Source organism: Sporosarcina ureae (genome assembly GCF_002109325.1).
Lineage (GTDB): Bacteria > Bacillota > Bacilli > Bacillales_A > Planococcaceae > Sporosarcina > Sporosarcina ureae_C.
In genome coordinates this window covers 2,365,396-2,377,673 of the sequence record NZ_CP015348.1, presented here as the reverse complement: position 1 = coordinate 2,377,673, position 12,278 = coordinate 2,365,396, and the positions used below count along the sequence as shown (strand labels likewise).

Here is a 12,278-nt window from a genome sequence, read left to right as displayed (position 1 = left end):
GTTACACTTTATTTTTAAATTCTACAACTTCTTCCATTGTCTGTCGCCTTCATCTTTTTCATTGCTGACGGATTGTGAAATGAATAGTGACCCATTTATTTTTCAATAAAAAAGAGAGAGTAGAAATCCACTCTCCCTAGTTTTTGTTTAGTTACAGACAATCGATAATCCCCTAAGCTGTTCAATCGCCTGCTCGATCAATTCGACTTTCTGCACGAGAGCGAGTCGGACAAAGCCATGTCCTGCTGTGCCGAAAATGCTGCCGGGTACCATGACGACGCCTGCTTGTTTAATGACCTCGAAGACGAATTCTTTGTCGGCCATGTCGTATGGATACTTCGCCCAGACGAACATTCCCCCTTCAGACGGTGTCGTTTCCCAGCCTAGAGATGCGAGTCCGTCCATTAAGGCGTGGTGGCGTTTCGAGAACTCGGCGCGTAGGCGATCTGTGATTTCTTCCCCGTTATCAAGCGCTACAATAGCAGCTTCTTGAATCGGTCCGAACGTTCCATAATCAAGGTTTGATTTCAGTTCGCGTAGTACTTTGATCATTTCTGCATTTCCGACGAAGTAAGCGATCCGTGCGCCAGCCAAGCTGAAGCTTTTCGACAATGAGTTGATTTCCATGCCGACCTCCATTGCGCCTGGTGTTGTGAGGAAACTTGCGGGACGGTCGCCCGTGAAATAGTACTCCGAGTAGGCTGCGTCATGCAGTACAATGATTCCATATTTCTTTGCGAACGCTACAACTTCTTCGAAAAAGGCTTCACTTGGCATAGCAGGTACTGGATTTCCGGGTAAGTTCAAGATGAGAAGCTTCGTCTTTTTCAGCACGTCTTCTGGGACTTCATTCAAATCTGGTAAGAAGCCATTTTCTGCAAGTAATGGCATGTAATACGGCACTGCACCTGCTAATTTAATTCCTGCGTCATACGCGACGTAGGCTGGGTTAGTTGTCAGAACGTAATCTCCTTCATCGCAAAATGCGAACGGCAAGTGGACAAGACCTTCTTGAGAACCCATCGTCTGAAGAACTTCCGTTTCGGGATTAATGATGACACCCGTGCGTCTTTTATAATAATTCGCGACCGCTTCATGGAATCGCTTCGTCCCTCCGAGTGTATAACCGTAAGAAGAGGCTAACGCGCTTTGTTCGGACAACGCATTACGTACACGTTCGTCAGGTGGAAGATCTGGACTCCCAAGACTTAGATCGACGACTTGTGCACCTGTTGCTTTCTTCTCTTCAGCGGCTGCTTTCAGATCACCAAAAATAGCTGGTGAGAAAATGGACATTTTTTTGGAAGGTTGAAAATTCATGAAGACACGCTCCTTGGCTGTTATAGGTTAGTTAATGACTTCATTATAACACGCAAAAAGTTCATCCGGAATCGTTTTCCCGATGAATATCACAGGTTTGCAGGGTAACAATAGGGGAATACTTTCGATAATGATAACTAAAGGAGGGTCTTACGTGAGTAAAGATCAATACGAGAAAATCGACGAGCAAGTACAAGGGCAAACACAATCTACCCAACCTGGTGTCGAGGAGGACATGCACCCCGCGCCAATCTACGACGATCCTAATTTTACAGGAGCAGATAAACTAAAAGGGAAAACCGCGCTCATCACAGGCGGAGACAGCGGGATCGGACGCGCTGTCGCAGTCGCTTACGCAAAAGAAGGAGCGAACGTCGCCATCGCCTATCTTGCCGACCAAGAAGATGAAGATGCGGATCAAACGATAAAACTCATTGAGAAGTACGGTGGCAAAGCAAAGAAATATCAAACGGACATCAGCAAAGAAGAAAACTGTAAACAATTAATTCAACAAGTAGTCAAGGACTTTGGTAAGTTAAATATACTCGTCAACAACGCGGGAAAACAATTCCCTCAAGAATCGATCGAAGATATTACCGAAGAACAATTAAAAGAGACATTCGAAACCAACTTCTTCGGCTTATTTTTCATGTCCAAGGCGGCAGTGAAGCATATGGAAAAAGGCGATTGCATCGTCAATACATCATCTGTAACAGCCTACAACGGATCACCCGGGCTGCTTGATTATTCCGCCACAAAAGGCGCCATCACAAGTTTCACACGTTCTCTTGCACTAAACCTTTCAGACCAAGGCATCCGCGTCAACGCGGTAGCACCCGGACCTATTTGGACACCACTGATCCCATCAACATTCGATGCACAAAAAGTAGAAAACCAAGGATCAGACACCCCCATGCAACGCCGCGGCCAACCAGCCGAAAACGCACCCGCTTACGTGTTCCTAGCCTCACAGGACTCTAGCTACATGACTGGACAAACGATACACATCGATGGTGGAGATTTTGTCGGTTCTTAATTTGATAAGCTGAAAAGATGTTAGTAGTGGATTCGTTTTTCTAATCAGAGAAGTTCGTTTGCAGTACTTTTCAAGCTTATATAACTTCAGAAAAAGACACCAGTTGATCTTAGTTTCAGGCGGCGACTCCCCGATTTATCAGCGTGCGCCTTGAGACCCCGCAGGGAGCGCAGCGTACGAGGAGGCTCAAGCCACGCCCATGGGAAAGCGTCCGCCTGGAACGAAGATCAACGGCCTTTCCCCCTTCTCCCACTAACACAGCAAAAAAGACGATCCCTATACGAGATCGTCTCTTCGCTATGCATTCATTCCTCAAACGGCCACTTCGGCAACATGCGATTCAACTTCTTATCACTACGCTCGCCAAGCACATATCCCGCCTGCATCAACGTATGAATCTCCCGCGTCCCCTCATAAATAACAGGCGCCTTTGAATTACGCAAATAACGCGCTACCGGATACTCATCCGAATACCCATACGCCCCATGAATCTGCACCGCATCATCCGCCGCCTGATTGGCAAAATCACAAGCTTGCCACTTTGCAAGCGACGTTTCGCGTGTATTACGAACTCCTTGATTCTTCAGCTCACCTGCACGATATACAAGAAGACGGCTCATCTGATAACCCGCTTCCATCTTCGCAAGCATCTGTTGCACAAGCTGATGCTCCCCTATCTTCTTGCCGAATGTCTCACGCGTCGTTGCGTACTCTACACTGGATTCGAGACAGGCATACAATAATCCGACAGCACCAGCCGCAACCGTAAAGCGACCGTTATCAAGCGCCGCCATAGCAATCTTGAACCCTTCGCCTTCTTCGCCAAGCAAATTCGTAGCGGGTACACGAACGTCTTCAAAGAACAACTCGCCGGTGTTGCCTGCACGAATACCGTATTTTCCTTTGATCGCTTTCGATGAAAATCCAGGCAGTGTACGCTCTACAATAAACGCGCTAATGCCGTGGTGCTTCTTCGATTTATTCGTATAAGCGAAAACGAGGAAGTTGTCTGCAGAATCACAAAGTGAAATCCACGTTTTCTGGCCGTTCAATATATAATCATCCCCATCACGAACCGCTGTCGTTTGAATGGCGGAAACATCAGAGCCAGCGCCTGGTTCCGTTAATCCGAATGCGCCAATTTTCTCGCCTTTCGCTTGCGGCACCAGATACTGCTGCTTCTGCTCTTCCGTCCCCCATTGCATCAGTGTCATACAATTCAAGCCAATATGCACGGAAACCGCCGTTCGAAAAGCCGTGTCTCCACGTTCGAGTTCTTCACATAGTATCGCCAAAGCATTATAATCCATGCCGCTGCCACCGTACTTTTCCGGCACACAGACGCCCATGAATCCTAGATCTGCGAGTCGTTTCCAAATCGCTTCGTCAAAGCTTCCTTGTGCATCCCATTTTGCAATATGCGGCATGATTTCCGCGTCCACGAACTGTCTTGCCGTTTGTCGCAACATTTTCTGTTCATCTGTAAATGTAAAGTCCATCTTCGTGTCCTCCTTTACAATGAAACTATGCTTTTTCAAACCAAGCGTTTACCGCAATTTGTCCGACAGGCACACGGTATACTCGGTTGTACAACTGTCGATAAAACTTCCGGAACTTGCGCTCATTAAGCTCCGGTAACTTGATACTAGTCATCAATAATAATGGATGCTTGAAATTCGTCAATTTGATCGTTTGGTCGAGCGTTAATCCATTGCGTTCGTAAAACGCGATACGGCGAGTGCGAATAGATAATTGTTCTTCATTTTGGGACAAGTCCGGATCTTCTACTTCGAGTAAAATCCCTTCCGGTGATAACGCATCCAAACGGCGAAGCATCACGCTGCCTAACCCGTATGAACGGAATTCGGGCGCAATTGCTAAGTACAACACGTGTATCCCTCCGTACTTCGGAATTTTTTGATAGATTGCATAGCCGTACACGTTGATGCCATCTGTCAAATAGACTGCATGTAGAATCTTCTTCTTTAACGCCTTACGCATAATCGGAAATGGAATATGGTCGAGAAAGCCGAAATCCACCAGTACGAATTTGAATAGTCTATTCAACGTCCGACGATTCGTTGCCAAGTGCTGTAGCCCCATCTGAGAGGTGTTTAATGTTTGTTCATGCATTTTCACTTCACTCCTTAGTAATACGAGGAGATGGTCTGTTGAGATCTAAATCCACGCTTTACTACCAGTATATACTGTATTAGGCCTGTTGTACGTCGATGACAACTCCGCGTTTCTTCATTTCTTCGATATACAGTTTGCCAGGTACAATTTTTTCCGGTGGATAAGCGCCTCTTTGCGTAATCACTCCATTGCCAATCATTTGCGCGACGACAGAGATCGTGTTCGCTGTAGCTAGCGCCATGGCAGTTTCATTGGTATTCTGATCTTTTTCGGTAATCATATTGAACGTTACTGTATGCGGTTGTTGATCTTTTATTCCGCTTACTATAACCCGCAGCAATACAGCGTCCGATTTTTCCCCAAGACGTAATTGTGGCGTCAAATGAGCGAGCATGACGTCGCGCACACGTAGCGGTCTACCATCTACACGGATCGAGGATTCTCTAGATAGTAAGCCAAGATCGACTAATACTTGAACTTTGTCGGCATGACCTGGGTAGCGGATCGTCTTGTACTCTAGTGTTTCGATAGTAGGAAACGACTCGAGCATGGTCGACGTACCACCTGATGTATGGAAGGCTTCCATTTCACCATAGCGATCGAATTCCAGCGTTTCGATTTCCGATAATGAAGGCAGTTCCTTCACTTCACCATTTCGCATAACGCGGGACGTATCCGTGTAATGATCGAATAATCCTTCCAATGAAAAGACGACATTATAATTTAAGGGTGGTTCAGGCTTGACCGGAACACCGCCTACATAAAGTTTGATCGATTGCGTTTCATCCAGTAAAGACGCGCCGTAACCTGCGAGAATATTAATCATACCGGGCGCTACACCTAGATCCGGAATGAGCGTCACGCCTTTCGCAGCAGCCTGTTCGCTTAGCGCGAGAACTTTCTCCGTTGCTCCACCGATATGTCCACCTAAGTCCACAACATGTACGCCTCGTTCTACAGCGCAGCGGGCAACCGATTCATTGAATGTATAAAACAGTGCGTTGACGACAATATCTCCAAGCCCGATGACATCACTGAGTTGCTCTTCATTGGTCGCGTCGAGCAATAAAATATCGAGCTTTTCATTCATTAGTTCTTCTGCAAAATCTTCCGCTTGTCGAATGGCACGATCTGCAAGATACACTTTCTTCACTTCATCTTGCTTAACTAAATCACGAACTACTTCTTTTCCCATTAATCCTGCACCTAATACGACAACTTTCATTTGCTCATCCCTTCTTCCTGTGAGTTCATTCCGTATCGATTTGCGCGCGCTGCAACTTGCCGCTGTAATCGATATAAATGCTCTTCCATTCCGTAAAGACGTCCAATGCCGCCACACCAGAGTCTCGATGACCGTTCCCCGTACCTTTCGTTCCGCCAAACGGTAGATGAATTTCTGCGCCTGTCGTGCCTGCGTTAATATAGACAATGCCGGTGTCTAGATCGCGTTGTGCACGGAATACTTTATTGACGTCTTGCGAGAAAATGGAACTGGATAAGCCGTAAGCTACGCTGTTATTTACTTCGATCGCTTCATCCAGACTGCTGACCGTAATCAATGAAACAACAGGACCGAAAATTTCTTCCTGCGCTAGTCGGCTGTCCCATGCCACATCTACAAATAACGTTGGTTCGAAATACTGTCCGCTAGCGAATTTACCTTCATTCAGCACATTTCCGCCAGCTACGAGATTTGCACCTTCCTCTTTGCCAATTTCAATATAACTTTGAATTTTCTCGAGTGCCTTTTCATTGATGACAGGACCCACTTTTACCGTTTCATCCAGTCCATCACCCATCGTCAGATCTTTCATACTTTCGATCAGACGTTTCTGCAACTCTTCTTTGACATCTTGATGAACAATCACGCGACTGCAAGCTGTGCAACGCTGCCCCGCCGTTCCAAATGCGCTCCATAAAATCCCTTCGACCGCGAGCTCGATATCTGCGTCTTCCAATACGATGACCGCGTTTTTGCCACCCATTTCAAGCGATACTTTCTTCAAGTGACGACCGCCCAACTCCGCGACATGTCGACCTGTTTCCGTCGAGCCAGTAAACGAAATTACGCGAACGTCGGGATGTTCGATCAGCGCTGTACCAACATCTGAGCCTGAACCAAAGACGATATTCGCCACGCCATGCGGCAAGCCAGCTCCTTCGAAAATCAACGCCATTTCATACGCCATGAGTGGAGTTTCCGTCGCCGGTTTCCAGATGAATGTATTGCCCGCCACAATTGCCGGGAACGACTTCCACGTCGCAATCGCAATCGGGAAATTCCACGGTGTAATCAGACCCACCACGCCAATCGGTGCACGAACACTCATCGCGAACTTATCCTGCAGCTCGGACGGCACCGTTTCACCAAACAAACGACGCCCTTCTCCTGCCATGTAAAACGCCATATCGATTCCCTCTTGCACTTCACCACGCGCTTCTTCTATTACTTTACCCATTTCCTTCGTCAGCACGCGTGCGAGATGCTCTTTTTTATCTTTCATCATGCGGCCGATTTCATAGAGATAATCCGCACGCTTAGGTGCCGGCACCAAAGCCCACTTCTTCTGCGCCTTCTTCGCCGCCACAACCGCCTGATCTACCTCTTCCTCCGAAGACAAAGGCACCTGCGCCAACTCTTCCCCATTCGCCGGATTAAGCACAGCCGTATAACGAGCCGCCTCCCCTTGCCAAACACCATCAATATAATTAGTCAACTTCATCAAAACCACTCCTCTCTACTCCATATAGTTTTCGTAAGTTGTCCCTATTAGAATTGTTCGACAATATATCATCCTATTCCTCTAATACAAGGTATATTCCCAAGATTTAAACGGTTTAATCAAAGTAAGAAACGGTACTAACCCCACTTCGGCGCTTGCAGATGGCTCTCGCAATAAGCCTACTGATTAGAGACGCCTCCGTTTTATATGTAGCTGGAGATCTTTACATATCACTAAAATAGAAGGGCAAACTAGTTGATCTGCGTTTTAGGCGGCGACTCCCGCGGGAAAAGCATGAGCCTTGAGACCCCACAGGAACGAAGTGACGAGGAGGCTCAAGCCATGCCCGCAGGAAAGCGTCCGCCTAAAATGCAGATCAACGGTGCCTTCCCACTCACCAACGCAAAAAACCGCCACAGCAAGTCGGAAATTCCAACTCGCCATGACGGCCAACATTCATTACAACAAATACCAAATATAATGCGCTTCCTCATGACTGCCTGGCGTAAGCGCCACACTCTTCGGATAACTCATCTTCTCCACAGCCATCTCCATCAACTTACTCACATGTGGATTCAACTGCTCTGCCTTCGCAAACAACTCCAAAGCACGCTCCGAAGACTCACCTTGCGCACGCTCCATCTCCACCAACCAAGACAAATACCAATACGCCGCATCGCCTTCAGAAACTTCTACCGTCGCCTCCAACAATCGTGTCGCCTGATCAATCTCTCCCTGATGAATCAAAGAAGAAATCGCCAAGTATCGCGCACCTTGATGGTCAAAGAGGTCAAGCGACAGCAGACGTATAAACATCTCACTCGCCTCTGCAAAACGGCCTTGCTCATAGAACCACACACCGTACAGCATTAGACTGCGCAAATACGGGCGGTTCGGCGCAAACTTCCATGCATCTTCTGCACGACCGTCGAACTGCTTTTCGCCAGAGAAAATAGCTTGCTTGAAGAACTTGTCCTGCTCGTCCTTCGAATCCGTCAACTCTGTCTGAAGCAACAAGGCATCGACATTCGTCGGATCCGCGCCATATGCCCCCTCTGCAAAATCACGTCGCTGTTCTACCGTTTCCGCGTTATATGCCATATAACAAAGCATTTGCGCTTCTTGCTGCTGATTTTCGGGCTCAAATGGTTGCTGGATAGCTTCTTGAATATATGCCTGTGCTTCTTCAAACGAATCGAAGTCATGCTTTTGCGTTAACATATGCACTTGCCAGTTCATTTGCTCGGACGGAAGAGGATTAGTACCGATATGATACGCAGCTTCTGTCTGTCCTTCTGCCATCATTTTCTCAAGATCTTCAATTTTCTCTTGCAAGATATCTGTATGCTTTCGGAAAGAAGATACGGATACATCGAACATTTTCCCGACTTCCGCTTGTGTATACGTATTCGGCATCATGCTCGTATCGACAGCCAACTGAAACGCCGCCGCTGCGAGTACTTCCGGCTTACGGAATTTCGGATCTTGATCGGTAAAGTAGTAGGCCATCAAGGACAGCAACATTTCATACGCACCTGGATATAGCTCTTCTTTTTCGAGTTTAGCATCCAGTATTTCTACTACTTCACGTTGTAATGGCGTGAAGTTCTGCTCGACTACATCTGATAATGTCTGAACGTCAAGTTTGCAAACGACTTCATAAATATCCACGAGATGCTTTTTGAAGAAATCGAAGCTATTCTTTTCTTCGCTCGTTTCTGCTATTTCCTGCACACGTGTTTTTAGTTCGGTACTCATATGTTCATTCACCGCGATGGCAGATATCGGCATGACCCAACGCTCGTCATTGCGCATCTCTTCTAGGACAATCGCAATGACAGCTCGTACGTCTTCTGGTTCGCCTGCTTCTCTTGCCAATAAATACTCGCCAGTCCCAAGAATCTCTTTCATATGGTAGACTTCTTTATCTGCCTTCGATACTTCCGCAAACGTAACGAACGCATTCTGCCAGCTTTTCAAGATAGCTCGTACCGCTCTATTTTGTGTACGGTTCAATGCTTTTACTAGATGACGTCTCCATAGATCTTTACGGACGATGAAGAAGTAATAATCACTGACATTCGTCACGAGTTCCTCTTCTTCCATCCACTCACCAAGACGTCCTCCCCACTCTTTTAATAAGCCTTCAAGCGTTTTAATCTCTAAAGGAGATAATGTAGTTTCATAATAGCTATTTAGTATTTGCTTAAGCTCTTCTTGTATTTGATTTGTGCCCGGCACATCTGTTTTGCCACAGCAGTTCTCTACGATTTCCCCGCTTCCGCATGGGCATTTTTCTTTATTCCCTATCACATCGAACACAACCTTTTCTTTTTACTATACCATACTAAAAAGAAGCTCCGCATACATAGTAGCATACGAAACTCCTTATTCTACTTTTCAGACTGTTCCTTCACTTCCCCAATAGCTGGTGAAGTCGGTGGCATGACCCGTTTAATGAATAACGATAGGATCAACGCGACCAATGTAATAACTGTCGAGATAAAGAACGCGTGATTGACGCCGTCCAGCATCGCTAGACGTCCAATCTCTTCTTTCATAGTAGATACATCGACGCCAGATGCAGCCAAGTCCTTCACTTGGTTAGCTGCTGATAGATCCAACCGCTTGGTCATGAGTGTCAGTAACAAGGCCGAACCAATCGCACCAGATACTTGCTGCAATGTGTTATTCATTGCCGTACCATGTGGATTTGAGATCATCGGCAACGAGTTCATTCCGTTTGTCATAACCGGCATCATCACCATCGACAAGCCGAACATCCGGAATGTATACACTGCCATTAAATAGTAATAGCCTGTATCCATCTGCAGTTGGCTTAATAAATACGTTCCGATTACAGAAATGATCAATCCTGTGTAGACGAGGACACGCGGGCCATATTTATCGAATAAACGACCTGTGATTGGCGACATGATCCCCATTAAAACTGCACCTGGTAGCATGAGCAATCCTGCATCCAGTGGTGAAATACCGCGGACATTTTGCACGTATAACGGTGTCAAAATCATCCCGGAGAACATCGCTACAGACAGCACCATCGATACGACGGAAGCGAGTGCAAACATCGGGTACTTGTAAATTCGAAAATCGAGCATTGGTTCTTTCATACGTAATTGTCTTAGTATAAACAATACAAGCCCTATCGTTCCGAGCGCGATCGTGCCATAGACAATTGGAGAACCCCAACCCTTTTCACCCGCTGAACTAAAGCCGTATAGCAGGCCACCGAAACCAATCGTCGACAATACCAACGAGAAGAAGTTGATGCGGACATCGCGGTTCGGTGTAATATTCTTCAGCTTGACGATAGCAAGGACTAGTGTCAGCAATGAAATCGGCAGAACGATTTCAAACAACGTCCGCCATGAATAATTCTCAACTACCCAGCCGGACAAAGTCGGTCCAATAGCGGGTGCTGTGAACATTACCAGACCGAACATACCTAGTGCCGCTCCCCGTTTTTCGATCGGGAAAGCTGTTAACATAACATTCATTAACAACGGCATCATCAATGCGGAACCGGATGCTTGGATCATACGTGCGACGACTAGTAAAGAGAATGTCGGCGCGATGATAGCGATAAACGTCCCTAACGAGAAGAGCACCATCGCTGTAATGAAGATTCTTCTATTAGTAAACTTCTGAATGAAAAACGCACTGGCTGGAATCATAATCCCGTTGACTAGCATATACCCCGTTGTCAGCCACTGAACAGCTGATGGAGTAATCGAAAACTCTTCCATAATGACCGGTAATGCGATATTCAGTAAAGTATTATTTAAGATCGCAACAAACGCACCAATGAACAAAATTGCAATGATGCCATAAGGTGGCTTCTCATGCATTTTTTTAATTTCTAATGATTCTACCATTTTACCCTCCTATAACACGTGAAAATATGTCAGGTTTATATTTTATACCGCCAGTTCATTTATTACAACTAATTAATTCGTATAGATTCAAAAGCTTGATATAACAGTGTTTTAAGAATAGTATATGAAGTATACACACAGTATAAAACAAATCAAAATACACAGGTGATTATCTATGAACGACCGAAAAAAACATGTATTGCTTATCGCAAAAAAACTATTTATCGACAAAGGCTTTCACGCGACATCCATTCAAGATATTTTGGATGCAGCACAAATTTCAAAGGGAACGTTCTATAATTATTTCTCTTCTAAAAATGAATGTCTCATGGCGATATTGCGCGATGCTTATTATATAAGTTACTTACGAAGAAACGAGCTGGCGATCGGCAAAGATCTTGCAGACCCCGCCCTACTTTCTGCACAAATTGAAATTCGTTTGACGATGAACCGACAACAAAATTTGCTTCCGTTATTTGAAACGATTGTTCATTCGCCTGATGACGAGCTACGTCAATTCGTCAAGCACATGCATTTTCGAGAACTCGCATGGATTGCGAAACGTTTGGTCAACGTCTACGGCGAGGAAGTAAAACCGTACTCTTATGATTGCGCATCGTTACTTTTCGGCTTCATCCAACATGCGCTTAACGTCTGGAAAAGTTCCACTACAGAGAAAATCGATACGATGAAACTAGTAAAGTTCGTCATGCAACGAATGGAAGTCATCGTGCCGGACATCGTAAAACGTGACGCACACTTCCTGTCACAGAGCTTGCTAGAAGACATGTTAACAGCCGCCGAGTTTTATCCGATGACACGCGAAGTGCTAACCGAGAGTTTGCAAAAATTCATCGAAGAGTTACCCGAAGAGGAAAATCAAAGAATGCTTTACAGCCAATTTCTATTGGACGAGTTATCATCTGACCACCCACGACTCTATTTACTAGAATCCGTCGTGCGCTCATTCCGCCAAGCGTTCGAAGGTTCCGAACTGCAACTACAAGTAATCGAACTATCCGCGGCGATTTGGTCGTTCATCGACAAATCTCAATAACAGCACAAAAGAGACTAGCAAAGTCAGCGATTATAGCTTTGCTAGTCTCTTTTTCAGTTGTTAAGGATTACGTTGAGTGGTTTCTAGTTGTAAACAAATTACGTTAT

Annotated in this window: 9 protein-coding genes; 2 read left to right on the top strand and 7 right to left on the bottom strand. The window is 45.8% G+C overall.

Annotation, left to right across the window (positions count from 1 at the left end):
- Nucleotides 1-147 precede the first annotated feature (147 nt).
- The gene (locus SporoP32a_RS11800) at nt 148-1,320 is read right to left on the bottom strand and encodes an aminotransferase class I/II-fold pyridoxal phosphate-dependent enzyme (protein ID WP_085428064.1); all 1,173 of its coding nucleotides are present in this window, start codon (nt 1,318-1,320) and stop codon (nt 148-150) included.
- Nucleotides 1,321-1,474: 154 nt separating this feature from the next.
- Between SporoP32a_RS11800 and SporoP32a_RS11795 the strand changes: the two genes are divergently transcribed.
- Nucleotides 1,475-2,356, top strand: a complete 882-nt coding sequence (locus tag SporoP32a_RS11795; protein ID WP_085428063.1) for an SDR family oxidoreductase — start codon at nt 1,475-1,477, stop codon at nt 2,354-2,356.
- 305 nt (nt 2,357-2,661) lie between these two features.
- Here SporoP32a_RS11795 and SporoP32a_RS11790 read toward each other — a convergent pair whose 3' ends face one another.
- The 6 genes from SporoP32a_RS11790 to SporoP32a_RS11760 all read right to left on the bottom strand — a co-directional run bounded on the left by SporoP32a_RS11790 (nt 2,662) and on the right by SporoP32a_RS11760 (nt 11,114).
- On the bottom strand, nt 2,662-3,855 hold the full coding sequence (locus SporoP32a_RS11790; RefSeq protein WP_085428062.1) for an acyl-CoA dehydrogenase family protein: 1,194 nt from the start codon (nt 3,853-3,855) through the stop codon (nt 2,662-2,664).
- 25 nt (nt 3,856-3,880) lie between these two features.
- Nucleotides 3,881-4,489, bottom strand: a complete 609-nt coding sequence (locus SporoP32a_RS11785; RefSeq protein ID WP_085428061.1) for a GNAT family N-acetyltransferase — start codon at nt 4,487-4,489, stop codon at nt 3,881-3,883.
- Between the two features lie 79 nt (nt 4,490-4,568).
- Entirely contained in the window at nt 4,569-5,717 is a 1,149-nt protein-coding gene (locus tag SporoP32a_RS11780; protein WP_085428060.1) for a saccharopine dehydrogenase family protein, read from the bottom strand.
- A gap of 25 nt (nt 5,718-5,742) precedes the next feature.
- Nucleotides 5,743-7,218 (bottom strand): aldehyde dehydrogenase family protein, encoded by a 1,476-nt coding sequence (locus SporoP32a_RS11775; protein ID WP_085428059.1) that lies wholly within the window; start codon nt 7,216-7,218, stop codon nt 5,743-5,745.
- A 459-nt stretch (nt 7,219-7,677) separates the two neighbouring features.
- Nucleotides 7,678-9,531, bottom strand: coding sequence for a tetratricopeptide repeat protein (locus SporoP32a_RS11765; protein ID WP_085428057.1), 1,854 nt, complete (start codon nt 9,529-9,531; stop codon nt 7,678-7,680).
- Nucleotides 9,532-9,611: 80 nt separating this feature from the next.
- The gene (locus SporoP32a_RS11760) at nt 9,612-11,114 is read right to left on the bottom strand and encodes a DHA2 family efflux MFS transporter permease subunit (protein ID WP_085428056.1); all 1,503 of its coding nucleotides are present in this window, start codon (nt 11,112-11,114) and stop codon (nt 9,612-9,614) included.
- 175 nt (nt 11,115-11,289) lie between these two features.
- Here SporoP32a_RS11760 and SporoP32a_RS11755 point away from each other — a divergent pair, with 175 nt between their 5' ends.
- Nucleotides 11,290-12,171, top strand: coding sequence for a TetR/AcrR family transcriptional regulator (locus SporoP32a_RS11755; RefSeq protein ID WP_085428055.1), 882 nt, complete (start codon nt 11,290-11,292; stop codon nt 12,169-12,171).
- Nucleotides 12,172-12,278: the final 107 nt, after the last annotated feature.

Bases quoted from the DNA above. Each gene is read 5' to 3' on its own strand.
- SporoP32a_RS11800 (WP_085428064.1), bottom strand. From the start codon at position 1,320: ATGAATTTTCAACCTTCCAAAAAAATGTCCATTTTCTCACCAGCTATT.
- SporoP32a_RS11790 (WP_085428062.1), bottom strand. From the start codon at position 3,855: ATGGACTTTACATTTACAGATGAACAGAAAATGTTGCGACAAACGGCA.
- SporoP32a_RS11785 (WP_085428061.1), bottom strand. From the start codon at position 4,489: ATGCATGAACAAACATTAAACACCTCTCAGATGGGGCTACAGCACTTG.
- SporoP32a_RS11780 (WP_085428060.1), bottom strand. From the start codon at position 5,717: ATGAAAGTTGTCGTATTAGGTGCAGGATTAATGGGAAAAGAAGTAGTT.
- SporoP32a_RS11775 (WP_085428059.1), bottom strand. From the start codon at position 7,218: ATGAAGTTGACTAATTATATTGATGGTGTTTGGCAAGGGGAGGCGGCT.
- SporoP32a_RS11760 (WP_085428056.1), bottom strand. From the start codon at position 11,114: ATGGTAGAATCATTAGAAATTAAAAAAATGCATGAGAAGCCACCTTAT.
- SporoP32a_RS11755 (WP_085428055.1), top strand. From the start codon at position 11,290: ATGAACGACCGAAAAAAACATGTATTGCTTATCGCAAAAAAACTATTT.